General features: G+C 50.1%; 20 protein-coding genes and 1 tRNA gene. 7 read left to right on the forward strand and 14 right to left on the reverse strand.

Annotation, left to right across the window (positions count from 1 at the left end; translation table 11 throughout):
* Positions 1-43: 43 nt before the first annotated feature.
* From Q7S09_02155 to Q7S09_02165, 3 genes are all read right to left on the reverse strand, one after another.
* Positions 44-1894: a sensor histidine kinase gene (locus Q7S09_02155; protein ID MDO8557977.1), complete on the reverse strand. Its 1851-nt coding sequence runs from the start codon at positions 1892-1894 to the stop codon at positions 44-46.
* 1 nt (position 1895) lies between these two features.
* The gene (locus tag Q7S09_02160; GenBank protein ID MDO8557978.1) at positions 1896-2648 is read right to left on the reverse strand and encodes a hypothetical protein; all 753 of its coding nucleotides are present in this window, start codon (positions 2646-2648) and stop codon (positions 1896-1898) included.
* Between the two features lie 133 nt (positions 2649-2781).
* Positions 2782-8133, reverse strand: coding sequence for a carboxypeptidase regulatory-like domain-containing protein (locus Q7S09_02165; protein ID MDO8557979.1), 5352 nt, complete (start codon positions 8131-8133; stop codon positions 2782-2784).
* 183 nt (positions 8134-8316) lie between these two features.
* Here Q7S09_02165 and Q7S09_02170 point away from each other — a divergent pair, with 183 nt between their 5' ends.
* Entirely contained in the window at positions 8317-9375 is a 1059-nt protein-coding gene (locus Q7S09_02170) for a hypothetical protein (protein ID MDO8557980.1), read from the forward strand.
* A gap of 114 nt (positions 9376-9489) precedes the next feature.
* Here Q7S09_02170 and Q7S09_02175 read toward each other — a convergent pair whose 3' ends face one another.
* Genes Q7S09_02175 through Q7S09_02190 form a run of 4 tightly spaced genes read right to left on the reverse strand, consistent with a single transcriptional unit; the run spans position 9490 to position 12754 of the window.
* A complete protein-coding gene (locus Q7S09_02175) occupies positions 9490-10125 on the reverse strand; it encodes a hypothetical protein (protein ID MDO8557981.1) in 636 nt (211 codons plus the stop codon).
* A gap of 44 nt (positions 10126-10169) precedes the next feature.
* On the reverse strand, positions 10170-10721 hold the full coding sequence (locus tag Q7S09_02180) for a hypothetical protein (GenBank protein ID MDO8557982.1): 552 nt from the start codon (positions 10719-10721) through the stop codon (positions 10170-10172).
* 56 nt (positions 10722-10777) lie between these two features.
* Positions 10778-11722 (reverse strand): NUDIX domain-containing protein, encoded by a 945-nt coding sequence (locus tag Q7S09_02185; GenBank protein ID MDO8557983.1) that lies wholly within the window; start codon positions 11720-11722, stop codon positions 10778-10780.
* Positions 11723-11740: 18 nt separating this feature from the next.
* Positions 11741-12754, reverse strand: a complete 1014-nt coding sequence (locus Q7S09_02190) for a putative DNA binding domain-containing protein (GenBank protein MDO8557984.1) — start codon at positions 12752-12754, stop codon at positions 11741-11743.
* 77 nt (positions 12755-12831) lie between these two features.
* Between Q7S09_02190 and Q7S09_02195 the strand changes: the two genes are divergently transcribed.
* Both Q7S09_02195 and Q7S09_02200 read left to right on the forward strand, forming a co-directional pair.
* Entirely contained in the window at positions 12832-13074 is a 243-nt protein-coding gene (locus tag Q7S09_02195; GenBank protein ID MDO8557985.1) for a hypothetical protein, read from the forward strand.
* 113 nt (positions 13075-13187) lie between these two features.
* Positions 13188-13385: a hypothetical protein gene (locus tag Q7S09_02200; protein ID MDO8557986.1), complete on the forward strand. Its 198-nt coding sequence runs from the start codon at positions 13188-13190 to the stop codon at positions 13383-13385.
* A gap of 70 nt (positions 13386-13455) precedes the next feature.
* Here the strand turns inward: Q7S09_02200 and Q7S09_02205 are convergent, their stop codons facing one another.
* The gene (locus Q7S09_02205; GenBank protein ID MDO8557987.1) at positions 13456-15216 is read right to left on the reverse strand and encodes an alanine--tRNA ligase; all 1761 of its coding nucleotides are present in this window, start codon (positions 15214-15216) and stop codon (positions 13456-13458) included.
* Positions 15217-15270: 54 nt separating this feature from the next.
* Entirely contained in the window at positions 15271-15957 is a 687-nt protein-coding gene (locus Q7S09_02210) for a hypothetical protein (GenBank protein ID MDO8557988.1), read from the reverse strand.
* A 333-nt stretch (positions 15958-16290) separates the two neighbouring features.
* Here Q7S09_02210 and Q7S09_02215 point away from each other — a divergent pair, with 333 nt between their 5' ends.
* The 4 genes from Q7S09_02215 to Q7S09_02230 all read left to right on the forward strand — a co-directional run bounded on the left by Q7S09_02215 (position 16291) and on the right by Q7S09_02230 (position 19685).
* Positions 16291-17298 carry a HAMP domain-containing sensor histidine kinase gene (locus Q7S09_02215; protein ID MDO8557989.1) on the forward strand — a complete coding sequence of 336 codons (1008 nt, stop codon included), beginning with the start codon at positions 16291-16293 and terminating at the stop codon, positions 17296-17298.
* A 49-nt stretch (positions 17299-17347) separates the two neighbouring features.
* Positions 17348-17728 (forward strand): response regulator, encoded by a 381-nt coding sequence (locus Q7S09_02220; protein ID MDO8557990.1) that lies wholly within the window; start codon positions 17348-17350, stop codon positions 17726-17728.
* A 6-nt stretch (positions 17729-17734) separates the two neighbouring features.
* Positions 17735-18706 (forward strand): RluA family pseudouridine synthase, encoded by a 972-nt coding sequence (locus tag Q7S09_02225; protein ID MDO8557991.1) that lies wholly within the window; start codon positions 17735-17737, stop codon positions 18704-18706.
* A 133-nt stretch (positions 18707-18839) separates the two neighbouring features.
* A complete protein-coding gene (locus Q7S09_02230; GenBank protein MDO8557992.1) occupies positions 18840-19685 on the forward strand; it encodes a hypothetical protein in 846 nt (281 codons plus the stop codon).
* Positions 19686-19777: 92 nt separating this feature from the next.
* Here the strand turns inward: Q7S09_02230 and Q7S09_02235 are convergent, their stop codons facing one another.
* The 5 genes from Q7S09_02235 to Q7S09_02255 all read right to left on the reverse strand — a co-directional run bounded on the left by Q7S09_02235 (position 19778) and on the right by Q7S09_02255 (position 24811).
* Positions 19778-22384 carry a M1 family metallopeptidase gene (locus tag Q7S09_02235; GenBank protein ID MDO8557993.1) on the reverse strand — a complete coding sequence of 869 codons (2607 nt, stop codon included), beginning with the start codon at positions 22382-22384 and terminating at the stop codon, positions 19778-19780.
* Between the two features lie 147 nt (positions 22385-22531).
* A tRNA-His gene (locus Q7S09_02240) sits at positions 22532-22602 on the reverse strand.
* Between the two features lie 170 nt (positions 22603-22772).
* A complete protein-coding gene (locus tag Q7S09_02245) occupies positions 22773-23384 on the reverse strand; it encodes a superoxide dismutase (GenBank protein MDO8557994.1) in 612 nt (203 codons plus the stop codon).
* Positions 23385-23550: 166 nt separating this feature from the next.
* Positions 23551-23688 (reverse strand): hypothetical protein, encoded by a 138-nt coding sequence (locus Q7S09_02250; protein MDO8557995.1) that lies wholly within the window; start codon positions 23686-23688, stop codon positions 23551-23553.
* 256 nt (positions 23689-23944) lie between these two features.
* Positions 23945-24811 (reverse strand): hypothetical protein, encoded by an 867-nt coding sequence (locus tag Q7S09_02255; GenBank protein MDO8557996.1) that lies wholly within the window; start codon positions 24809-24811, stop codon positions 23945-23947.
* Positions 24812-25535: the final 724 nt, after the last annotated feature.

Below are 25535 nucleotides of genomic sequence, written 5' to 3' on the forward strand. Positions count from 1 at the left end.
TTTCCATGAAAATCAAGCCCGTCTAAGTTTTGTACAACAAAATCTAGGCGGACAAGCCAGCTGGAGCAATGGGCAGGGAGAAGGAGAATGTACTCCCCTTTCCGCGTTCGGATTCAACCCATATCTTACCGCCCATTTTTTCCACGATCTGTTTCACGATGAATAAGCCCAACCCCGTTCCCTGCACCTTGCGTGTTTCAGAATTCTCGGCACGATAAAACTTCTCGAAAAGTTTTGCAAGCTCCTCGGGCGTAAGCCCAATACCCGTGTCTTTTATGCGCGTAACGATCATATCCCTCTCTACATCGTGCCGGATACCAATAAGCCCTTCCTGACGATTATACTTTATGGCGTTGGAAACAAGATTTACCAGAACCTCGCGGAGTTTGTCGGAATCGGCAAGCGCCAATGGAAGAGGGCTTAGGGGTAGCGTATGTTCAACGCGAATTTTATGTTCTTCCCACAAAGGCCTCAGATCATCAATGACCGTTTTGGCCGCATCCACAAGATTTTGCGGAGAGACATCCACCTGCATGCGTCCGGCATCCGACCGCGCAACCTCAAGCAGATCCTGCACTAATTGCACAAGATGCTGATTTGCCCTCTGAACCTGTTCGAGCATATCTTTGGCTTCCTGGTTAATCGCTCCCGCATCTCCCTCGAGCATCATCGAAATATATCCCTTAATGGCCGTCACCGGCGTACGTAATTCATGCGCTGCGATAAACACAAATTCTTCACGCAATTGCTGAAGGGTTTTTAGGGCTTTAGCCATCTCATGCAATTCCTCATCGAGTTCCTCTATCTCGTCGCTTGTTCTAATGGGGATGGTCTCATCAAACTTACCTTCTCCGATATTTTTCGCTTCTTTTTGCAAAAGTCGTATGGGCTGGGTGATGCGGCGTGCAACCAACATGCTAATCACAAAGATTGCAACAAGCATAAAAAGCGAGTAGATAAGCGCCTGCATGAAAAGATCTCTTACGAGCCTGAATGCGTCATCTTCGGGCCACTCGGCGACAAGAATAAAAGGAAGCCCCTGGACGCGATCCACAAAGCCGATAACCGTCTCATTCCAAAAACTGGTATAGGACCGGAGAGCGTCACTGTCTCGGCCCGGTACGTTGAGCTGCCAAAGCTGGCCAATAAACGGTACGGTTTTGAGATTTGGATGACTGGAGGCGTCTTTCAAAGAACTGGCAACCAAATCTCCGCTTTCGGAAAGCAAGAGCAGATAGCCGGTGTTACCCAAAACCGCAAAAGAAATAGCACGCTCAAGCGCCTTCAGCGAGACCTCGCCGGCAAGCACGCCGATGATCTGTTCTTGAGAATTTTTTATCGGGTACCCGATGCTCATGCGGGCGCCCTCCAAGGTGTAGCGGATTGGCGAAAGGTAGGACTTGCCGCTCCTAGCGACGGTGAATTTCTCCAGCTGTGAGGCATCAATGAATTCCTGAACCGAAACCTCCGCCGGGTCACGATCCGTGCGCCCGATTTCCTTTCCGTCAAGCCCGAAAAATGACACGCTCTCGATGGCATTGGATTCGGCAAGGACTCCCTGCAGTAAAAAGTTCCGCTGCGCTTCCGGAATTACCGCAATGTCATAAATGGTGTTTTCACCCGCACTCGTTGAGATGCGCAGGTCGAAAACACCGGTAACTTCCTCAAAGAATTTTTTGATCTCTTGGACCTTCTGCCCTACCAGTTGCCGCTCAAGTTCGGCAACCGTGTTACGGCTTGCGATATTTACCAAATACACCGTGATGACCGCCATGGCAAGCAGAGGGGTAATAGAAACGACCAAAAAATACCTTGCGACTTTATCTCGCAAGTTGCCACGCTTCTTTTTTATTGGCCTTGGTTGTTGAGGCTGTTGTATGAGGGTGTCCGTCATATCAAAGAATGATTCCCAATTCGCGCTTTACGGCGTCCGAAAGATACACCTGTCCGATGGGCTTTTGCCGCCCCAGACCCATCACGTCTTCATCGTACGCCGCGCCGCTCTCGTAGTTATATGCGTCTTTAAGACCAAAAGTATGCCCGAGTTCGTGATAGAACGTGGTTGCCGCATAAGATGTCCCCAAATATCCTGAAGAGGCAAGAATTTGGTGATCGCCGCCAAGAGCTCCAACGCCCTCGTACAGCACCAATCTGACAGCGAATGTTCCTTCTTGCCCGCTTGGCGTCTTGCCAAGGCGCCGATCAAGTTCAGCAAGAACTGTTCCCCAGGCGTTGGGATTGCCTCGGTTTGTATCGGTACCATCGTAAAACGCCCCGTCATATTCTCCAATGACCGGTTCGCGCGCTACTTCATAGACGAGGTCGGACTTGCCGTGGAACTGCAGGCGATGAAACGCGCGCATCAGGTCAAGAGACTCCTCTACGGTATATGTCCAATCTTTCCTGATAAGTTCCTGCCTGTCGCGCGGGACAAAATAGACAACGGAAAGTTTAACTCGCTCAAGCAGGACTTTCTCGTCGCCAACCACGTGGGGTGTTGCGCGAACCACGGGAGAAGCGGACATCGGCGATGGAGCAGGAACACGCGCGGAACGCGTTTCGTAAATAAGCAGAAAAACAATTCCTCCAAGCGCCGCTATTCCCGCGGCGGCGATAATCAGTGTTCGCGTTTGGAATAAGCGGAACATGGCAGAACCTTTGCAAAATCAAAAATCAAATCTCAAAAATCAAAATGAAGGAGCGAAGGCTTTCTGAAGCAGTGCTTCGGAAAGCCTTCGAGGTCATCCGAAATTTTGCATTTTGATATTTACATTTTGCATTTTATTTTATGATTGTCACATTCACCCCCGTCTTATAGAAATCTACTTCGGCCTTGTTGACGATGAACACCGCTTCCCATCTGCGTCCGGTATTATAGAAATCCTCTGCGGACATATCAAGCCAGTGCTTGGTAGCATCATCGTTGACCTCGTACACTTTTGGATCGTTCACATATCGAACCCATGCGGCAAGGCTGTATTGGTCAAGCTCCGATTTGGGAACATCGATAATCGGGGCATTTTTAAGATGGCCGTAGAAACCCAGTATCTGAGGTCCGACCACGTAGCGCTTGAAACCGTTCGTGATGATCCATACCTTCTGGTCCCCTTCGGCACGAAGTAGCGTGCTATTTGCATATTTTTGATACGCTGGAATTTGCGGATTTGGTGCGGGGACCGATGATGGCGCTGGTGTATTTGGGGTCGACGAGGGAATTGCCTGCGCTCCAAGTTCTTTTGCCGACGGCGTCTGTGCGGGACCTGTAGTCGTGTACTGGGTGGTATTTGTTGATTCGTTCCCTGCAAGATCAATGGCGCGCACCGCGTAATAGAAGATGATGCTGGAAACGGCAATGGTCGGGTCTTCTTTTGAGGTTGCGGCAAGATTATCAAAGATAACGTTACCCAACTCCCCCTTGGTGCTCGAACGATAGATCTTTACATGGTGGAAGTCGTAGGTTGGATTGGACCACTTCACGAGAAACCCGTTCCCCGTTTTTGTAACGGTGACGTTATATGGCGGATCGGGCGGCTGGGTATCGGCGGGAGCAATCAAAGCAAAGCGCGTAAGATGCCCTACGGAACAGGTAACAATTTTCCGCGTGGTATCCACCACTGCATTTGGGACATCTCTCCACGTTGCCGCAGATTCATCCCAGTAAGAAATCTTGAGCGCTGCAGGATCGATGCCGACCGAGGCAACATCTGCGTCGGTATAGGGAATAGACACTACTACATCCGAGTTAAAATCTGTGATATTTTTTGCATCTGCGCCGCGAATATCGATATTGTAGCCAAATCCCACCACATGCTCCAGCGATTGCGATACTGAACGGGTATCGGGAGTGACGGTAATAGTAACCTGCCCTGCCGAAGCCGGCATGGCGCCGGGCGGAATGGAGATAGTAGCGCCGTCTTTTACCCCCACGATATTCGCCTCCACCGCTTCACTCACCGCCGAGGCCGCGTTAGGCAGTAGTTTCCCCGTGGTCAGCATTTTAAGATTCTGCTCAATGCGATCTTGTGTGCCAACCACTACAGGGATTTCGGACGACCGGAAAAAGGCACGATCCATTTCATCGGATGAGCCGACGTACCAGGTGTCATCCTTGGTGATCTGCAGGGTGTAAGAACCATCATCTCCGCTTTCGGTATGCGCATAGCCTCCTTTGCGAGACCATGCGTATACAAACGCCCTACCCGTAGCTCCTTCGATCTTTCCGGTAATAACGGCATTTGGTGAGCGGAACTGCAGGTCTACATTCTTTGTTTCGCTTGCGCCAACGGTTACTTCAACCGATGGAGGGTTTGCGTATCCAAGACTGGGAGGCGCAAATACCCGAATAGCATAGACACCGGCAACAATGGGAATGCTGTAGCGGCCTTGAGCATCGGCTTCTGCGCCAAACCCGCTTGGGTACGACGCACCCGCAACTTGTGAGGCGCCTCCAAAAGGCGTATCGGCGCTTACAAATGCATAAGGAAAGGGTGAGCCGTCCGGTTTGCGCACGGTTCCGGTTATGCGCGCGCCGGCCCTGCGCAACACAATATTTTTTACAACACTTTGGCCCGCCTCCACACTGGTGCGTAGCGACAGAGGGTCGGGAAGCGCGTAGGACCCGTCTTCTATCCATACGCTAAGATGCCAGGTTCCCGGAGAGACAGAAATGCGATATGTACCCGCGGCAGGATCGTACATGCCATCTTGCCAAATACCGGTATCGCTGGAGGCGTTAATGCGCAGTTTGAGATTTTTAAGAACCATTCCGCCCTCATCCTGCACCTGGCCACTGATGACAAGCGTGGTTTTTGAAACTCGGAATGTTGCCGTATTTACAGAGCCGGAGCGGACCGTGATAGTTTGCGGAGAAGGCGGAGCATAATCCGAACCGGGTGCCGGATGCAGACGCACGGGATAGATTCCGGCCTGAACTTTAAATGAGAACTTTCCCTGTTCGACAGAGCCGCCGAAGTGCTGGGAAGATGTATAGTCTCCCGCGCTTACAAACCCATAGAAATTTGTAAGTATAGTGCCCTGCTCGTCAACAACGGTTCCCGAAACAGTGGTATCGGAAAACACAAGAGTGAAATCAGCCCGCGCAGAAACTCCCGCATTCACTGTTACAGAACGCGGCGGTTCGGGATTCGCATAATTTGACTCGGGATTGGGTTCTGCGCGCACCATCCAGGCTCCGGGTGTCACGAATATCGTGTAGCGCCCGTCACTGCGCGTGACAGCTTGAGCGAAGTTTTGGGAACTGGGCACAAACGCATGCACCGGTATATTGGCAAGCGGAGCTCCGGAGGCATCTTTAACCACGCCCTCTATGCGGTCTGTTTTTGGAGTAATAGTGATAGTGCCGAAATCTTTTGTATCATTTTCCCCGAGTGAAAATGGCATAGGGTCGCCAAGCGGACCCTGATCTTTCTGGAAAATGCGCAGATAATAAGAACCTGCGGGGAGCGAGAAGGCAAACGTGCCATCGGATGCCACGGGTCCGCCTTGTCCGAAACCCGTACCGCTTTCGGCGCCGGCAAACGAGTTTACAGGCACCGAGCCATCGGAGTTTTGCACTTTTCCTTTCGCGCGGCTGGAAGCAAAAAATACGGTGAAGTTAACTTCGCGAAACTCGGGAGTGTCGTTAAGCGCAAAACTCGCCAACGGCGGCTGCTGGTTATAACTCCATGTGGCGGGTTCCATTCTTGGCCGTATGCCCACTTGCCATGTTCCTCCCGGAACAGAAAGAACATATTCTCCGCTTGCATTGGTGGTGCCCATCACGCCGAGACCCGTCTCTTGCTGCCACGCACCAACTTCTGCATCGGTAACAGGCGCTCCTCCCGAAAACGTTATTTTTCCTTTGATGGTTTTTACGGCGCTGGGAAGCGGTGAGGATGATGGGGACGGAGAAGGGGAAGGAGGAGGAGTGTTCGTACCGGAACAATTTGGAATACCAAACTCTTGCCAATACTGATCATTCCCTGCGTTTGGCATCCACCGCGTTCCCCACTGGGCAGAAGATATCAGCAGGCACTGGGCGTGAACGGTCGAGATAAAATTGGCATACGTACTATCTGTGCGATTGAGAATGTATGAATTCACGCTACCGTCCATAAAGCGCCATGTGTGTGCTGCCCAAGAACTCGTACCGCCTCCACCGCCAGGGCATGCCGTGTAATCCCCGGAAGCTAGCGCCGTAAACGTACAAGAGTAATCAGCCATAAGCGAAACCCCGGCAGAATTCTTTACCCCAGCTTTCACGACGCTCACATATATGGTGCCTACAGTTAACGGAGAAACGGGAATAAGACTCACGTATGTTGAAGTGGGAGTGATCTGTGAGGCGACATGGATCTTGTTCTGGTCGTTTGCCATGTACAGATAAACGTTGGAATCAGTAAATGACGTCGGGTCCATAGCCATGTTGAACCCGATGCCGATAGTGGATTTTGAGGTAGCCGTATTCACGCTCAATCCCCAGCCCTGTACTATTGGAGCGCCGGCGCCTGAAGAAGGGAATACTCCGTTGAGATACGTATATGCCGAACATCCGTATCCCGAGAGACAAGCTTGAATGCGATAATCATAGGTCGCTCCTACTGCTACGGTCATATCGGAATAGGTTGTCACGTTTACGCCGACCTGCGAGAGAAATGAACCGGGCCAAGTACCGGTGGAGAGTTTCCGCTCAATATTATATTTATCCTCTCCGGAAACATCTCCCCATTGGAGATACACGGTGTTGGCGGTTGGCGCCGGATTTGCCGACAAGCTTGCAGGAGCGGGAGGAATACTGCCACCTCCACCGCCTCCGCCCCCTATCACATTCACTGTGTAGGCGGTGGGCGGAACTGAACATCCATATAAGTTACATGCGACAATATAGTACTCGTAACTTACCCCGCTTGAAACGCCGGAGTCATTATAAGAAAGCGCAGTATATCCGAGACCGTTGACTGGAGAGGTTGGCCAAGTGCCCGTTCCTGGAGGAGTTCTGCGAAAAAGCTTGTATTCGTTTGTCCCGAAAACACTGTTCCAGGAGATGTTGACAGGAATTCCGGAAGATGCGGGAACCGTGAGAGTCGGGGATGCCGGAACTGTAGTACCCCCACCCCCACCACCGCCACCGCTACCGGTTACATACACCGTCAGCGTCGACGACCAGCCTGATTCGAGGTTGGTAGTGTCTTTGGCTTTGACTTTCACGTAGTATGTTCCGGCGGCCGTCCAGGAATGAGAGAGGTATGCAGATGTCCCGCTCCCTCCCGGCGTAATGAAACTGGTTTCGCCGTAAGACGTGCCATCTCCCCAATCGAACACTGCTTTGACCTGGTCATTGTTCGGATCGGGATACAGGTATGTTGAGTAGCTGTACGAACTGCCCGTGGAAATATTCGTAGAGCCGGCCGGTAATGTGGGGACGGGAGGCGTTCCACCGCCACCGCCGCCAGAAGGAGCAAGAATTCCAATAAGATAATTATATCCCGAGCAGCCGTATCCCGAGAGACAAGCTTGAACGCGATAGTCATAGGTCATTCCTCCTGTTACGGTCGCGTCGGTATAGGTCGCCACGTTTGCGCCGACCTGCACCAGCACCGTTCCTGACCAAACGCTATCGGTAGTAAGTTTCCGCTCAATATTATATTTATCTTCGCCCGAAACATCGTTCCACTGAAGATAGATCGTATTTGGTGTCGGCGTTGGGTAGGAGATTGCCGACAAACCCGAAGGAGTAGGAGGCGTGTTACCGCCGCTTCCGCCGGTAGTGGTGAAACTGGGCATGCCAGCAGTATAGGTTGTCCCGTGGAGATAATAAGCCGGGGAAGGGCTTTCGTATCCAACGGAGTAATAATAGGTCTTGCCGGACGTGAGGCCCGTAACATTCCAGGCGTGTGTGGTGGATTGCCCAGAAGTATTGCAACCGGGACCCCACAATGTCGTCGAGTTGCCATCGGACATCCAAAGACAGCTATCCGTAGCTACATCAGTGGTCCAGTTTATAGTGGCCGATGTATTAGTAACATTCGTCGTCCAGGGGGCATTTACGGTCGCCGCACGCGAAACAAGATACGCGCCAACGCCAAAAATGCCAACCAAAAGAAAGACGGCTAGACGAAAGTATTTTCTTGCCATAAATGATTTTTTATATGATATTATTCAAGTATATCAAAAAAAATCCCATCCTTATAGGGAAAACTTGCGCATCCATTATATTGACAGTTTTCTTATTTTAATATATAGTGATATTTCAGATATAAATCCGCGAGTTCATTAACAAACCCCTTTTAAAGGGAATGGGAGAGGAGAACAGGGAACATGTCTCGAGCCAGCAGATTTGTTTTTGCATTAACTTTTGCGGTTCTCGCTGTAATCCGTCCTGTATCGGCGGAGGAGCTTTATGTGGCAAATTTTGGCAACGGAACAGTAAGTCACGTAGTCACCAACGGAAGCAAGGTAACCAATATCGCCGTCGGCGGAGGTCCGCGCGACGTTGTCTCTACTGCCGATGGCGCGTACATCTACATAGCTCAGCAAACGATAGGCGGCATAGCGGTAATCCGCACGTCCGATAACGCCGTTCTTTCTGGAATTGCCACACCTTCTTCGCCAACCAAGATAGCCATTGGAAACAGCGACACACGGTTGTATGTGGCCAATAACACATTGGCCGCGCCGCACGTGACCATCGTGAACATCTCGCCAAATCCCAATGGCACCCGAGCAAATGTCGTTATCGGCTCGATTGACCTATCTTCGCAAGGAGCAAGTTTTGCGACTACGGTTGCGACCTTCGGCTCGTTTCTTGCTATCGGAACAGAAAGTGGGCACGTGTTTCTGTATGATACAAGCACGAGTCCGGTGACACTGCTTGCCAACCGAACGATCGGTGTCATAGTCAAACATATCTCCTTTGCGCCGGGCGGCACGAAGTTGTATGTCATCCTTGGATCTTACATTGACGCAATCGATGGGGATGGAAACCCTACGCTCTTCGGCAATGTACACGTTCTGGAGGTATCGTCCCTTGTCGTTAAGACGGTGTTGGGAGCAGGGCTTAACGAGTTGCAATATGGAGGAATTATAGACGGCCTCTACCTCTACATCACAAGCATCGATGGGAATCTGTTTTCCGTTGATGCGGCAACCGACACATTGCTTAATACGCTTTTCGTCGGCTCCCAGCTTGCCGGTTTTGCCACCACCGACAGAAAACTGTATGCGGCAAACCCCGCAGAGAATCTGGTACAGACGGTCGTACTTGGCAGAACTCCTGTAAACGACCGTGTGGACGGGTCTACTGTCTTACCCCTCGGCTCGTCGCCGCTTAGCGTCGCCGTTCTACCTCCCGCTCCAAAGGGAAAGGGTAAGCCCTAGAGAAATAGTGCTTCAAAATTAATTCGCCTTCCTGCGTCCTACGCGGGAAGGCTTTTTCATTTTATAAAAGACCCCGCTATAGCGGGGTCTTTTTTTCTTTGCTTTTGTGAATGCTTATTTGTAACATTGGACAACATAAAAGTTGGTACTGACGGTAGTAAACGTACGATCAGATCTCGCCAGAGTCGAAGCCGGACTAATCAGTGAGGCGCCGGATGCTCCGGTACAATCGGTTGATGTGACGCCGATTACGCCAGTAGCCCCGGCATAGGTTTGCGCAGCGCACATACTGTTCGGGGACTCCACGCTTCCCGTACCATCAAAACAGATGGTTGCCATCTGGTTCACTATACCGAAAGCCGGAAGCACAACCTCAATAGACCTGCGGATGCTGGTATCGGTGGTGCGGCCAATCGCGGTTATCTTTTTTGGTCTTGAGGGGTTGTCCGCCGTAACGCAGTATTGGACGTTGCTCGATAAAGGAGTACTGGGGCACCATCCCGCTCCGCATTTGCATGATGCGGCATCCTGGCCTACGACAAGCCCAAGGTTGATGCGCGAGAGCGCATACTCAATACCCGCATCTGCCGCTGAAAAAGCGCGAGTGGAATCCGTTGAGGAGCCCGCAAACCGCAACTGCCCGCTGCCGATAGAGGAGACGAATACCACCAATAACACGATGAACGCGGTCATCATAAGCGCCAGCAACAATGCCACCCCACGCTGTTTTTTTGGTTTTGCCCCTTCCATAGAGTTAAGTATAGCACACGCCGATTATCTGCGTGTGGAAAAAACTAAAACCCCGCCTTGCGTGATAGAGTATCGGCCACGGAATCGGCATGTTTCCGCTCCGGCAAAAAACGAGAAAGTAGTGCGTGCACGGTCACGGGATTTGTAGAACCAAGCGGTATGCGGATGTAGGGCATGAGCGTTTTATTTGAGCGCAGTGAGAGTTCCGAGCGGCGCGCATGCGGTTCGTAAAAAATCCAGAATGACCGCAAGCTTTCGTAGACATAAAGCCGGCCCGCTATCTCGATGCCCTTGCCGCTTATAGCAAACGTAAGCACGCGCGGCTCCTTGTTACCATAAAGATACACTACCGCAGCGGCAATCCCGAAAAACGCCGCAGCGGTATAATTCTCAAGCAGAACTGTTATGAAAATAAGTAGGCCCGCAATGCCAAAAAGTGCTACGTGCCAGCCGCGAGATTTTTTGTACGTATCAAATTCCGGCGCTTCCCAACTCAAGAATTGTGGCAAGGGAGCGTTCCCGGCCTTGGGTTTATTTTCTTGCGCCATTACTTGTGGGACTGCTTTTTTAAGATCAACAACATGGGCTGTAGACATCGTGTAATAAGTATATCAGAAATCGCTCGGAAGCAGAATTGACGGCAAGAGGGTGGTTAGCGCCTCTTTGCTCCGAGATTTTTTGCATACAACTCCAATGTATGCCGGGCGTTCGGTTCAATCGGAAGATCGCGCAGAACCTCTTGAGGCTTCATCCATACGAAATCCTCTGCTTCATCGTTCAGTTGCACGCGCTTGCTTTGAACCCTTGCCACTTTGTCCACAAAAATATGCTGAGTGCCAGAAAGATAGTAACCAGAGCTTTTTACTTGATCAAACGTGCAGATGTGTTCGCCTACATACGCGTCAAGACCCGTTTCTTCTTTAATTTCGCGCGAAAGTGCGTCCTCAAGCCGTTCGTTTCTCTTAACCTTGCCTCCTACAATAGAGTACCGACCTCCCCATTTATGAGTTTTAACAAGCAGAACTTCCCGTTCGGCCTTCGGCCCTGCGGGTACGTATTCGATAATACCGCCTACTGCCACGACGGACCCCGGCACCATAAGACTTCCCCATAATGCATGAATGGCTTTTTCATTCTGCCGAATCCTCGGCGCAGGAAGCATGTCTCGGCGCTGAATAAACTCGATGAGTTTTTCCGGTTCCCAAACGGCATTTTTATGCACGTACGCCGGATGGTCGAAAAGTTTTTCCATAAAAAAACACCTGGTATTGGAAACTTGAGCGACGCCCAGTTCATACGAGACGCTTTTTCCAATATATCCATCTGGGTTTACAAAATAGCTGAATCCGTTCTCCCCAAGCCGTTTCAGGTTGTGAAGGTAGAGAAGCTCCACTATTCTGGGATCTATCTCCCTCTCACCGTCAAGCATCGCAAAACCATCCTTCACGGAAACAATATCGGATATTCTCGGTGCCAATACTTCAATTCCGGCATCAGTAAAGATCCGATATATCCGCCGCATCTCGTCAAAATGCTTCCGAAAACTCCCATGAAGCACGCAACGAAAATTTGATCTTGTTTTCCAATTACCGGCCATGGTTTTCGTGCATAAATATTATATCTCACCCCAGCGGGAACGAATGTAGGCATGGGCCTCGCTGAAGTTGAGAGACGAGGTGGTGTTTCCCGTGCGGATGAAAAATTCTTCTCTATTATCTAGCGCAAGATACGCGGGTTTGGTAGAGGGCAAAACGCGCACGATGCAGATATCTTTTCCGTCCTTTTCATGAAAATGCAAATGCGCGAATCGGCGAAATTCAGACCCGATCATGCTTCGGAACACCTGGGTAAAATGGTTCTCGAATCCGTCGGAGTCTTTGCGCTGGATAGTTTCATAATCGTTCCCGAGCCCCAGAATTTCTCCACCGTCCTCAACGCCGATGACCAGGTGGCCTCCATCCGAATTCAAAAACGCGGCAATGGTCTTCATGACCGATTTTTCCAGTTCTCGGTTCACCCTCAAAAGCCTCCTATCCCACCGAAGCGACGCTTTAAATTCAATTCCCTCATGCTCTTTCGCGCGAAGGACTTCTTCAATGTCCAAGCTGTCCTTGCTTGATGGCGCGTCGCGTTTTACCTGCCGCGCAAAATCGGTGATAATGCCGGCATACTTTTTTGGTTGCGGAAGATCTTTCAATTCCGCCGTGGCAGTGGGACTTTCAAGCTGTAGCTTCACGGTTCCGTACTGAAAGAAACTTCCCATAAATCCAAGGCGAAAACGAATGGAAGAGACGCGGGAGAGCGGAACACGGGTTTGGCGGCGTAATAACGTCCCGTGCTCATGCAATATCTCGTGCGTGTCAATACGATATGATTCACTGTACCATCGCAAAAAAACATAGACCGTCACGAATACCTCAAACAGCGTTACTGCCGCCATAAACACCGCATCGTACTGGATGGGAAGTAATGTGCGGTATACATATTCATTATAAAGCTCTTTATAAAACGCGACGGGACGGGCAGCCAAAAAAAGCGCGAGCGCCCCAAGCTCCGTTGCAATGATGGTTTTTACAAACACCGCCGGGCTTCTGCGGATACTATGCGATTGCGCGCGATAGTGTGGCATAGAAATGCGGGATTGACGCAGGAGGTTTGGTTTGCTACGTTCAACTTAAGAAAATAAGGGTTGGAGAGGAGAAAACTTTGAAAATATTTGTGTGGTTTTTCGGCTGGTATGGTGCGGCTGCAATCCTGGGCACATACGGGCTTGCAAGCTTCTCGGTCATTACGTCCACAAGTTTTTGGTATCAATTCTTCAATTTTACCGGTGCGATTGGGATAGCGATAGTTTCTTTTACCAAGAAAGCTTATCAGCCCGCCGCACTCAATACCGCTTGGGCTGTCGTCGCAGCGATTGCACTCACAAAACTGCTCTTTTGGTCCTGATGTTGCATGCCTCTCCCTAAACCGGAGAGGATTTTTTCTTTCTCGCGCGCCATGCGGATACTTGACAAAAACTTATAATTTGTGTTAGCATCCATTCAAAAAGGAGACGGTCAATGGAATACGAAGTGAAAGAGATCGGTGGCAAGAAAGCAATTGTCTGGGATACGCTGAAACACCGGAGAACCCCGACGCCCAAAGAAGTTGCAGAAGCTTTTCGGAAAGAGTTTCCGAATACCCCCCTACAAAGCATGCGCCTTGGCGAAGGCGACGGATACGGATTCCTATATCTGAGATGCCTTAGTTCCACGTAACCGTCTTGTCGAGGCAAACCATTGGTTTGCCTTATTTTATTATTCTCGCGCTCCGTAACATTTTTAATACTTACTCCACCACTGCCTTAACTCTGCGAATACCCGCAGCAATAGCTTCTTCTTTTATAATTTTGAATTTGCCGATGACGCCCGTATGCTCTACGTGCGGACCGCCGCAAAATTCTCGGCTTATCACTTCCTCGGTTTTGGAGTCGTGCACCGTATACACCGAAACGGTCTGGCCGTATTTTTCTCCGAATGCACCGATGGCATTAAGCCCCCGCGCCTCCTCCAGAGGCATAATTTCTTTTTTCACTGCAAGATCTCGCAAAATCCATCCGTTAACCAATTCTTCAACTTTTTTAATTTGCTCCGGTGTCATCTTCTCCTGATGAGTAAAATCGAACCGCGTGCGTTCGGCGTTGATATGGCTGCCCCTCTGCCATACGTGCTCACCGAGCACCCTCCGCAGAGCCTTGTTCATTAAATGCGTTGCGGTATGTAAACGTACAACTTTTTCGGAGTGGTCTGCAAGCCCTCCCTTGAATATGCCTGCGGATGACGTGCGTGATAAATCTTGATGTTTTTTGAATTCGGCTTTAAATTCTTCTTTGTTTATTTTTTGCCCGTTTGCTTCCGCAAGTTCTCGCGTCAACTCCCACGGAAACCCGTAAGTCTGGTAAAGATCAAAGGCGGTTTTTCCATCAATAAATTTCTTTTTCAAGAATTCTTTAAGTCCTTTTTCCAGAGTATCGCCAAATTTTTTCTGTTCCGCGCTAATTATTTGAGTAATATGGGGGGCATTCATCCAAATCTCGGGATAAACATCCTTGTAAATTTTTGCGACAGCGACAATCACAGCGCCAACCCAAACATCCTGCAAATCAAGACTCGCTTGACGAGCATAGACTGCTGCCTGCCTTAGAATCCTTCTAACTACATAACCCCGGTCCTTATTCGAGGGCTCCACGCCGTCTGAAATCATAAAACAAGCTGTTTTTATATGATCGGCGATGATGCGCGCTTTTTTATCTTTTCCGTCTACTCGGAGGGCATCGAAAATCGGCGTGAATAGATCGGTCTCATACACCGATTTCTTGCCATTCAGCGCTGTAAGCGTCCGCTCAAGTCCCATGCCCGTATCCACATTCGGTTTCGAAAGCAATTCGAATTTCCCTTCTGCGGTTTTGTTGTACTGCATAAATACATCATTCCAAATCTCAACCCAACGCTTATCGCTATGCGTTTCCTGGAACGGTCTTTGTAGGACCGGGTCATTCGGATCACCAACCCAATAGAACATTTCGGTATCGGGACCGCATGGACCGGTGATGCCCGCAGGACCCCACCAATTATCTTCCTTGCCTAAAAACGCGATGCGCTCTTTTGAAACACCGCACGACATCCAAAGCTCGGCAGATTCATCGTCGCGCAACGCATCCGCGTCTCCCGAAAAACAACTGAAAGCCAGGCGCTTAGCAGGAAGCCTAAGCCATTTTGAATCGGTCAAAAATTCCCATGACCACCTGATGGCATCTTCTTTGAAGTAATCTCCGAGCGACCAGTTCCCCAGCATTTCAAAAAACGTCAGGTGCGTGTCATCACCAACCTCGTCAATATCTCCGGTTCGGATGCATTTTTGTACGCCCACCAATCTATTTCCTGCCGGATGTTTCTCGCCGAGCAAATACGGCACCAAGGGATGCATGCCCGCGGTGGTGAAAAGCACCGTCGGGTCGTTGGCAGGAACCAATGGCGCGGAAGGAATCTCCGCGTGTCCTTTTGACTTAAAAAAATCAATATATTTTTTGCGCAATTCATCGGAAGTCATATTCGAAATAGTAGCAAAAATAGGGTAAAAGAAAAAGAGGGCTTGGTGTTGCCCTCATCGTTGTGGTAGAGCGGATCTGGCGAACATGTCGTCCAAGAACTCACGATAGCGGTTTGTCCAGAAAAGATTGCTGATGTGGCCCTGAATGCCGTAAATCGCAAGTGCCCGGAATTCTGCATCTTCTGGAGAAATGCCCAATCGCACGAACGCATCCCGGTCGCGCACAATGGACTCGGGAAATACGTGCGTCAGGTTTCGGCTCTCCGCATAACTCCACTCCTCCTGCAACGCCGCCAGATGCGTCGCAAGAAGCAGGCGAAAGCAATCTTCGGTGGGCGGGACTGCGGAGGCGCATGACATATACGTGTCGTAGTTCTTTCCCGGTTCAAGAAGCATCGCAAGCGTCGCCTCGCGCACAAAAAGCAGTCGCGCGACGTCTCGTTTGGCGGTCGAGGTCGCATCCTGGTTCCGAACACGGATAAAAGTCCGGTCAATTTGGAAAATGATCTTTTTCTTCTCGGCATCAAAGTATGTCACAAAAACAAAGGGCGACTTATCCGCAAACGCTATCACAATCCGTGGATGTTGCTTTTTGTTGGTCAGGACATCGAATATCCACTCAACCGACTCAACGCCGCTATAGCGTTCAAGAAGCGGGCTTAGATCCTGTGCATCGTCGTATGCTTCTTTATTCTCTCCAGCCTCCTCTTTGGACTCCAGAGATACTTTTTGCTGTTGCATCGGCGCCCCGCTCTTCGGTCTCGAAAAAGGCGCCGCTACGCTCCCGAAAGCAAAAAACGAAAGAAGCGTCACGATAAAGAGAATTTTTAACACAAAGGTCCTGGACGCAAGGCTTATCATGACAACACCTCCAGTTTGTTAACGAACAGATTCCGCAAAAATCTCAAGACTCATTGCGGGAAAGTAAATCGTATCACATTCTCACAATTCACGCAATCCTCTTCAAAATATTCTTGAGAATGTTGGAGCGACTTTCTCTTATAATATATATCCGTTCGGCGTTGTCCCCAGTTATTCATAGAAGTACGCCGTCGTATATGTTATACTGTCTCTATGAGGATACTGGGTTTAAAAGAGTTAAAAACGGTGCTCAGTGTTACCGGGGAGTGCCGACGGTATGGCTTGCGCTTGCGCGAGTGTCCATCGTTCCTGTTTTTGCTGATGGGATTCATTACGATCTCCGCGATGATCGCGACCTATATTATCGCCGCAAGACTTACCGATCCTGAAATCGTGGCATTAATCGTCTCGATGATAACCGCCATCATCTTTTCCATCGGGAACATGATTGTGTCCAGTTTCGAGCGCATCGCCCAGGCAAGCCGCATGAAAACGGAGTTTATTTCCATCGCGTCTCATCAGCTTCGCACGCCGCTCTCTTCGCTGAAGTGGTCGCTCAATCTTCTCACCGGTCCGAACCTCGGAGCCGTCACCGAAAAGCAGCTAGACTATCTCACCATCATCAAAGAGTCCAATGAGCGCATGATCCGCCTGGTGAACGATCTTCTTGAGGTTTCCCGGATAGAACAGGGACGCATTATCTTAAACCCTCAAGAGTTCGCGCTAGAAGACCTCGTACAGACCGTTATCAACGAGCTTAGCGGATTTGCAAATTCCAATAACGTGAAAATCTTCTATCATAAGGAGACGGGACTTCCCAAGGTCTACGCCGATCCGCAAAAAATAGGTTTTGTATCCCAGAATCTTATTGACAATGCCATCAAGTACACCAAAGGGCGAGGAAATGTAGAAGTCCGCATCGAGCGCATGGGACGCGACAAATTGCGCGTCACGGTGCAGGACGAGGGTATTGGAATTCCCAAAAGCCAGCAGGCAAAGGTATTTCAAAAGTTCTTTAGAAGTGATAATGTATTGAAGTACCAGACGGAAGGATCCGGCCTCGGACTCTTTATTGCAAAAGCTATTGTTGAAGCCGTGAACGGCGAGGTTGGATTCTCAAGCACCGAGGGCAAGGGCAGCATGTTTTGGTTTTCCATTCCCGTGGTTAAAAGCCCCGCACGACAAGTGGGCATCGGGAAAGAGCAATCCGTAATAACATAAAAGCTTTTCAGCTTTTTGAGAAAATCTTAGAAAGCTGGAGCCCGCAAATATGGCTAAAATTCTTGTTGTTGAAGACGAACCATCTTTGCAAAAAGCCATGGTTGACGTGCTGAATATCAATGGCTTCCAGGCTATCGGCGCGAGCAATGGAGAGCAGGGACTTGCGCTTACCAAGAGCGAGAAGCCCGATTTGGTACTACTCGACATCATTCTTCCTAAAATGAACGGCTTTGACGTTTTGAAAGCCATTAAGGGCGAGGAGGAGACAAAGCATATTCCCGTCATCATTCTCACAAACCTAGAAGGCTCGACGGATATTGAGCAGGCCCTTTCTTTGGGAGCCATGACGTATCTGGTGAAAACCAATTACGAACTCGATGATATCGTAAAGCGCGCGAAGGACGCGCTGGCCAAAAGCGCCAAGGTATAAAAAAGAATGAAGCGCACCCTTGTTGTACCTCCGCAGAACACAGGAGAGCGGTTGGATATATATCTCAAGAAGAACTTGCCCGACGAGAGCCGGGCTTTTTTGCAACGACAAATCTTCGATGGAAAAATTCTCTTGAACGGAAGGCGAGCAAGGCCGCGCACAAAACTTGTCGCAGGAGATACCCTGACGGCTGAAATACAAAGGCCGCCATCGGAGCTTGCTCCAAGTTTGTCGCCTGTCATACCGGTGATTTTTGAAAATGCCGAACTCTTAGTTATTAATAAGCCGTCCGGCATTACCGTACATCCCGCACACTTTCCCGGGAACAACACTGTCGCAAACTGGCTTATTTCGCAGTATCCCGAAATTCGCTCTGTGGGAGATTCTCGCATTCGTCCGGGCATCGTGCATCGGCTCGACAAGGGAACCTCCGGCGTCATGGTGATAGCCAAAACTCAAAAAATGTTCGAATATCTGAAACGTCTTTTTAAAGAACGCGTTGTCAAAAAAGAGTACACGGCAATACTTGAAGGAAAAATCTCAAAAACGAAAGGTGTCGTGGAGGGGTATCTCGCGCCAAGCAAAAAAAACTATCGGAAAAAGAAATTCCAAGTCCTGCCGTCTTCCGGAAAGGCAAAAATGTCCCGAACAAAATTCGAGGCGATTCGATATGCTGACGGCCTGACGCTTGCAAAATTCTTTCCGGAAACGGGGCGCACTCACCAGATACGGGTGCACGCAAAATCTTTGGGAGCGCCGGTTCTTGGAGACGCTCTCTACGGAGCGGAGACAAAACTTCCGGAGGACTTCCGCGGACGCTTCTTTCTCCATGCGAGCAAAATATCTTTTCCATTCCCAGACGACTCGGAAAAATCATTCTCCGCTCCCTTGCCGGAAGATTTTAAAAAAGTTATCGAGTGGTTAGGGGCCACTTTGAAAGTCGGGCACCGGCGGAACGCCGTTCATGCGCTATCTTAAAAAATATCAGGAGAAAGCGCTTCAGCATTTGCTGTAGAAACGCCGTCCGTCCTGAGACAGATTTTTTATTCTGTTGACTTTTAGACCGAAAGGGATTATACTGGGTTTAAGAGTATTATTAGGGTGTTTATATATGTTCACTTCGCTTCGTCGTAAAATTATGTTTGCTGGAGCAAGCGTTCTGGCTGTTGCGGGATTGGCGGGAATTGCGGGCGCAACGCACTCGTGGGGCAATTATCACTGGGCGCGCACCGCAAACCCCTTCACTTTAAAAGTCGGGGATAATGTTTCTTCCGCTTGGGACTCCTACTTGGATGGAGTTATTGCGGACTGGAGTGCTTCTGCGGCGCTGGATCTCACAGAAGTACTTGGTGGGACAAACAACACTAAGGGGAAATATACGCCTAAAAATTGCGTACCTACGAGCGGACGACTTGAGGTTTGTAGCGCTAAATACGGAAGGACCGGCTGGCTTGGCGTAGCCCAAATTTGGGCGAGCGGTGACCATATAGTGCAGGGCACAACCAAAGTAAACGATACGTACTTCAACACCACCATGTACAACACTCCGGCATGGCGCAGACTCGTTATGTGCCAGGAACTAGCCCATGACTTCGGCCTTGATCATCAGGACGAAACATTTGACAATGCCAACGTAGGTAGTTGCATGGATTATACTAATGATCCGGATGGTGGCGCGGGCGGAGCGGTTAGCGACGATCCTTCGAACGAGTACCCGAATGCGCATGACTACGAGCAGATAGAAACTATGTATACCCATCCCGATGACACTACCACGGTAGGACAAACAACTTCTTCTGGTCCCGGAAAAGGTTCGGCATTTAACGGAGCGGACGGTCAGGAGGTCGCCGAATGGGGCAAGGCCATTCGCACCTCTTCCGACGGACGCAGTTCCCTCTTTGAACGCGATCTCGGCGGCGGCAATAAAGTATTCACTTTCGTCTTCTGGGCAAGATAAGCAGTGATGCTTTCAGAATTTGAGAATAAAAAAATCGGCCTCGCGCATTCGCGGGGCCGGTTTTGTTTGCGTTTGTTTTTGGCCTTCTGTGCCTATTGCACTTTCGTTCTATTGGCAAGCCACTCGGCTATTGATGCGCCGTCTTTTTTGAGCCAGGCGGCATTTGCCCGGATGCGCTCGAGCGTTCGCGCTATGGCGCGACGAGCGCTCGGCGCTTCATGTGTTTGGAAGAACATCTCTACATCTTGCGCTTTCTCTTCGGAAGTGAATGGATTGCCTACCGAAGACACAAAGCGGGAGATGAGCTTCAATCCCCCCTCGCTATACCGACGGTTGAACTCTTCCCAGTTCTCCTTGAAAAACTCCCAGGCAAGGTTCCGGCCAGCAGGATTTTCGGAAACGCTCGCGATAGCCCAAATCGTGTCCTGCGAGCGCACGTCGCCCGAGAGACTGAACTCGAGAGCCCGCTTTAACAGCAAGGGGTCTTGGAAGTTTCCGAGCGCTCGCAGGTAACGGTTTTTCTCTTCCTGAAGCTCGGACGCGCGATGTTGTTTGAGCATTGTCTCAAATACGGAAGGTGCTTTCTGCCCGGCACAGGACGCCGTAATGGCATAAACCGAAACGCGCAGATTCGGATCAAGCGGTTTTTTTCCTGCAAGATGTGCCAGCCAACGTTCCCCGGCTTCCTTGCCGACGTACGGGTCTTTATAGTCGCCCATGGCGCCAAGAACCAGCGCCCGAAGCAAGCTGTCCAGATGGGATTCGTTCTCGCGCGCATCCCATCCGACCGATCTCCATACGCCGGCAAAAATGTCTCTGGCGTACGCGCAGAATTCTTCGTAGCAAGATTTATATGCGAGAAGATTCTTCAACGCGCCAAGGATTCCCAAGATCTGTATCCACACCGTGTAGTTCGTTTCGTTCCTATAAGCCTGGAGCATCTCGAGAGTCTGCGTAGTTGGCAATTGGCCCGCTCGGGTAAGCGCGGCAAGGTCGCTTGCAATACCGAAGCGGTCAATGGGACCAATCTCTTTTTGTGCAACCGGCTTCTCAAGCGCTTTCCAGAGCTCCGGCGTGTAGTTGACACGGAGAAATCCAATGCGGTGCGCGTTAAGATTCACCCAGCCGTGCGCGCGAGAGAGCTCCACCTGCGCCTCTCGTTGCCGCATGAATAACGATTCCTGTCCTTTGCCGCTAGCTCCCGTAATCCCCAAGGGAATAGGTATGTGCCACACTTGAGCTTCTTCTTCCGGCGTGAGCGTCAACAGGGGGCTCGAGAGGAATCTTGTCTGGCGGATGCCAAACAAGTCGCCTCCAAGGTTCATGAGCGTAAGCACCGGGTATCCCGGTTGTTTCGTCCAGCTCTCCATGATATTCCGCACGGGCTTGCCGGAAACATCCTCAAGCGCCTGCCACAAATCTCCCGTTGCGGCGTTTGAGTATTGATGGCGCTTGAGATACGCTCGCAGGCCATCCCGAAACGTATCAGGACCCAAGTACACCTCTATCATGCGGATGACGGACGCACCCTTTTCGTAGCTAATGGCATCGAAAATTTCTGAGATTTCGCTGGGATGATGCACCTCAACCTCTATGGGGTGGGTGCTTCGCAGTGCGTCATCCCGCAGGGCGGGCGCGTAAGCGTCGGCCATGAATTGCGTCCAGATGTCCCACTCCGGAAAAAGATGGTTCACTCCCATGTATTCTATCCAGCTTGCAAATCCCTCGTTGAGCCACAGATCAGTCCACCACTGCATGGTGACCAGATTCCCGAACCATTGATGCGCAAGCTCGTGCGCCACCACGATTGCGACGCGTTGGCGCGCGGCCGCGGAAGAATTTTCCGGGTCAATGAGCAAAGCCGTCTCGCGATAGGTTATCGCGCCCCAGTTTTCCATGGCACCGGCGGCAAAGTCGGGAATGGCAATGAGATCGCACTTAGGCAAGGGATAGGGAATGGCGAAATACTCATTGTAGAGTTCGAGGGTTTTCGCCGCAACATCAAGCGCAAAACGTCCCTGTTCGCTCTTGCCCGGCATCGTGAACACGCGCACCAGCACTCCGTCTTTTGTTTTCGATTCGATCGAATCGAATTTTCCAACAACGAAAGCGAGAAGGTATGTGGACATGATAGGCGTTGTTGTAAAGTGAAACTCCCGCATTCCATTCGGGTAGCTTTTCGACTCGGCAACCGGCATGTTTGAGATGGCATCAAGATCGTTCGGAACAACAAGCGTAACGTCGAACGTTGCCTTGCACGCGGGCTCGTCCCAGCACGGAAAACACCTTCGTGCATCGGTCGCTTCAAACTGCGTGGTGGCCAGATGCCGTTCCGCTCCGTCCTTGGCTACATACTTGCTCCGATAAAATCCGCACATCTGGTCATTGAGCTTTCCCGAAAAAGCGATGCGAAGTTCCGTGGTTCCTTGCGGCAACGTGGTCTTAAAATCAAGCGAAAGCGTCTCTGCCTTTTTGTCGAGTATCGGCGTTGCGGAAAGCTCCTGTTGCGATGGAAAAACCCGTGCATTGGCAGAGCGGATTTCGAGATCCGACGCATAAAGGGTTATAAGCGCGGTCGGCTCCTTAATCTCAACGGAGACAACGACCTCGCCCTTGAATGTGAAGTTATTGAGGTCGGGCGTAAGCATTAAAGCATAATGCTTCGGAACAACGTTTGTGGATAGACGATGTGATTCCATAGTTCTTCCTAAAAATTTCTAATTCCAACATCAATAAGCATACCACGCGGTATCAGAGAACGTCATAGCGTCAAATCTAAAACGTGCCCGAGAGGCACGTTTTCAAATCTGGACTTCCCTTCAATTCCATTTTCATTTTTAAACCTGGGCGGCCAGAGGGAATCGAACCCTCGATAACAGGACCACAACCTGCTGTGTTACCTCTACACCATGGCCGCCATATAAATACGGAAAAATTTTAGCACAAAGTCGCGTTAATTTCAAGTCCCGCCAGAAGTAGTCCCACTTGGCAAAACGCGACTTCTGGTAGGACAAGAAAAAGTGCGCGGTTGTGCTATACGCGGACTAAACTCTCATCAAAGAAAAGTTGTGTGGGAGGATTTCGTCTTTATTTCTTAACCTCCGAGAAATTTTCTGCAACCTGATCCCAGTTGACGACGTTCCACCAGGCCTCCACGTAATCGGGCCGGCGGTTTTGATAGTGGATGTAATAGGCGTGTTCCCAAACATCAAGTCCCAAAACCGGAATTCCTGTGGCAGTCATCAGGGGATTGTCCTGGTTCGGGGATGCGGAGATAGAAAGCGCTCCATCGCGGAAATTCAACCACGCCCAGCCGGAGCCGAACACGCCCAGCGCAGCCTGGGAAAACTTTTCCTTGAATTCGGCAAAGGAACCGAAGGCGGACTGGATTGCCTGCAAAACATCGCCCTTCGGCTCGCCTCCGCCATTCTTTTTCATTACCTTCCAGAAAATGGAGTGATTGAAATGGCCTCCACCATGATTACGGACAGCGCCGCGAATCTCTGCAGGGACCGCATCAAGATTCGCAAGCAGATCGCCCAGGGGCTTTGCTTGCAATTCTGGGTATTTCGCCAGCGCGTCGTTCAATTTGGCGACGTACGTGGCGTGATGCTTTCCGTGATGGATTTCCATTGTTCGCGCGTCTATGTATGGCTCGAGCGCATCGAACGCGTATGGCAACGGTGATAATTGGTGCATACTGTATGCTTCTTTACAATGATAAATGATTATAAATCGTATTTTAGCACGCTTTTTTTATTTTTCAAATTCTGTCGGCAAGAAGATGTGGGAGCCGCTACCCTGGGCATCTCATATAGCAAATACCCCGCCTAGGCGGGGTATTTTGAATACAAGTTATACAAACTTAATAGCGATTCGGACGAGATGCTTGTCGCTTTTTGTTGCAGTCCCTGCAGAAGAGCGGGCGGTCGCTTTTTGGTTCAAACGGCAACTCCTTAATCTCTGCTCCGCACTCGGAACAGGTCCAATTGCCCTGGAACATCTGACGAGGAGCAAATCCGCTGTTTCCATTATCGTAAGCCATGGAGAAAAAATTTATCTTGGTGAATAAAATGACCTTTGTGGTACTGACGATCCTATGGCTTTGATGATAAACCGATTGCGCGGTTTCTCGTAAAATCCACATGATGCGCGTAACAAAAACATGGTAGCATCTGCACATTATTTGTCAAATGATTGCGCCCTTCCACCCGGCACGAAGGTTTCCCGTCTCCGGCTCTCGATTGAACCCCAAACCATTAAAGAAATAGCTGTGCGGTTCTTTCTACTTCTTGTTCGTTTACGTCAAATTCGGTCATCGATTTCCGGCAATGATCCTTAATCCTATCAACCAGCGGGTCGCTTGATACCGAAAGCGTGGCCCAGATTCTTCCAAAACTTTCCAGCGCCTTATGCTTGCGGCGATTTTCGTACTTTGGGTCTTTAAGGTATTCGAGGTTTATAACTCCATCCAGCCGATCACAAAGCTCAAGATTTCCGATTTTCGGCCAATTCTGATGTAAAAGTTGAATGTAGTTTCTATATCTTGCAATATATGTGGCATTGGACTCTGCCGGAATTTCGCTATGCGCCAGAGCAATTTCGGCCTCCGAGGGCTCTTCCTCCGTGAGCATCTCAATGGTCTTTGCAAGGCTCGGCACATTAAATTTCTCGTCAGCGTCTTTGTATGCATCTTTTTTGTCGGCCAAGGCTTCTTCTTTTATATCATGGAGCATGGCAAGAAATCTTCCGAATGAATCTTCTGGAAAATATTGTTTCATCATTAGGGCCACGCGCGCCATGTGCGTAAAATTCGTAAGCACCTGTTCCGTTTCATTAATAACGATTGTGCTTCTTCGTCTCGTATCTCCCACGCAGTCAAGTGAAAATTGAAAAACCTCGCGAGGCAGCCGGAGCAGCTCGGCAAGTTTTTCGATATTTTTTTCCTGGCCAAGAAGCGTTACAAGTTCCAGCTCCCGACCATGATTTTCAGAACCGGTTTCTATCCCTGCAGATTTTTCTCTTTCCGCGTCATCCATACTTATTTTGATCTGCTTCAATGAAGCTACCGGATAAGCCTCGGCTTCTAAAATTTTGATGGTGGTCCGCCCTGTTGGATTCGGCATCTCCGCTCTCAACCTTGTCAGTCACAAGGTTTCGGCTCCGAGCCCTGCCCTCACGGCGGCATCCGCTGATACCGCAACGTTCCGGGCTTCGAATCCTCCCGCACACAAAGCAGTTTGTGTGCTAGTTCGGCCACTCGTTTCACTCGTGTCCGCCCTGTTGGATTCGCCATTTCACCTCTCGACGCATCCAGTCGATGCGCCTCGGGTTCCAGGCCGTGCTCTCGCCGTCTGGCGTACTCGCCAGACATGGCTCTGAGCTTCGAATCCTCCCGCACACAAAGCAGTTTGTGTGCTAGTTCGGCCACTCGTTTCACTCGTGTCCGCCCTGTTGGATTCGAACCAACGACCATCTCCTTAAGAGATATTTGGCGTTGAAAACAAAACACGAAAGTGCCCTTTATTAGCATCATTATGCTAATAATTGACTATAGCTCGAATGAGGGATTGATAGTTCCGGTGGGCCTGTTCCCTACTACTCTTCAGGTATTCAAAGTTGCTGCAGAAACTCTGCACACACCTTATTAAAAATCTATCTTTATGATATCACCCATCATAACGCATTTTCAAGACGCGCCAATCGTTCCACGTCTGCTCCGACAATTTCCGTTGGCAAGCATCGCGTGTAGATCGCGCTGGACACTATGCTCCTGTGCCCGAGCAGCGCCTGCAACTTAAACGAGTTCTGGCCGCTATTGTGAAGAAAGTTCACCGCAAAGGTATGCCG

The sequence above is a fragment of the bacterium genome, from assembly GCA_030649025.1.
Classification (GTDB): domain Bacteria; phylum Patescibacteriota; class Minisyncoccia; order JAUYLV01; family JAUYLV01; genus JAUSGO01.

Excerpts from the sequence above, each read along its gene's own strand:
- Q7S09_02155 (MDO8557977.1), bottom strand. The coding sequence starts at position 1,894 with ATGACGGACACCCTCATACAACAGCCTCAACAACCAAGGCCAATAAAA.
- Q7S09_02160 (MDO8557978.1), bottom strand. The coding sequence starts at position 2,648 with ATGTTCCGCTTATTCCAAACGCGAACACTGATTATCGCCGCCGCGGGA.
- Q7S09_02165 (MDO8557979.1), bottom strand. The coding sequence starts at position 8,133 with ATGGCAAGAAAATACTTTCGTCTAGCCGTCTTTCTTTTGGTTGGCATT.
- Q7S09_02170 (MDO8557980.1), top strand. The coding sequence starts at position 8,317 with ATGTCTCGAGCCAGCAGATTTGTTTTTGCATTAACTTTTGCGGTTCTC.
- Q7S09_02175 (MDO8557981.1), bottom strand. The coding sequence starts at position 10,125 with ATGGAAGGGGCAAAACCAAAAAAACAGCGTGGGGTGGCATTGTTGCTG.
- Q7S09_02180 (MDO8557982.1), bottom strand. The coding sequence starts at position 10,721 with ATGTCTACAGCCCATGTTGTTGATCTTAAAAAAGCAGTCCCACAAGTA.
- Q7S09_02185 (MDO8557983.1), bottom strand. The coding sequence starts at position 11,722 with ATGGCCGGTAATTGGAAAACAAGATCAAATTTTCGTTGCGTGCTTCAT.
- Q7S09_02190 (MDO8557984.1), bottom strand. The coding sequence starts at position 12,754 with ATGCCACACTATCGCGCGCAATCGCATAGTATCCGCAGAAGCCCGGCG.
- Q7S09_02200 (MDO8557986.1), top strand. The coding sequence starts at position 13,188 with ATGGAATACGAAGTGAAAGAGATCGGTGGCAAGAAAGCAATTGTCTGG.
- Q7S09_02205 (MDO8557987.1), bottom strand. The coding sequence starts at position 15,216 with ATGACTTCCGATGAATTGCGCAAAAAATATATTGATTTTTTTAAGTCA.
- Q7S09_02210 (MDO8557988.1), bottom strand. The coding sequence starts at position 15,957 with ATGCAACAGCAAAAAGTATCTCTGGAGTCCAAAGAGGAGGCTGGAGAG.
- Q7S09_02215 (MDO8557989.1), top strand. The coding sequence starts at position 16,291 with ATGAGGATACTGGGTTTAAAAGAGTTAAAAACGGTGCTCAGTGTTACC.
- Q7S09_02220 (MDO8557990.1), top strand. The coding sequence starts at position 17,348 with ATGGCTAAAATTCTTGTTGTTGAAGACGAACCATCTTTGCAAAAAGCC.
- Q7S09_02225 (MDO8557991.1), top strand. The coding sequence starts at position 17,735 with ATGAAGCGCACCCTTGTTGTACCTCCGCAGAACACAGGAGAGCGGTTG.
- Q7S09_02230 (MDO8557992.1), top strand. The coding sequence starts at position 18,840 with ATGTTCACTTCGCTTCGTCGTAAAATTATGTTTGCTGGAGCAAGCGTT.
- Q7S09_02235 (MDO8557993.1), bottom strand. The coding sequence starts at position 22,384 with ATGGAATCACATCGTCTATCCACAAACGTTGTTCCGAAGCATTATGCT.
- Q7S09_02245 (MDO8557994.1), bottom strand. The coding sequence starts at position 23,384 with ATGCACCAATTATCACCGTTGCCATACGCGTTCGATGCGCTCGAGCCA.
- Q7S09_02250 (MDO8557995.1), bottom strand. The coding sequence starts at position 23,688 with ATGTTCCAGGGCAATTGGACCTGTTCCGAGTGCGGAGCAGAGATTAAG.
- Q7S09_02255 (MDO8557996.1), bottom strand. The coding sequence starts at position 24,811 with ATGCCGAATCCAACAGGGCGGACCACCATCAAAATTTTAGAAGCCGAG.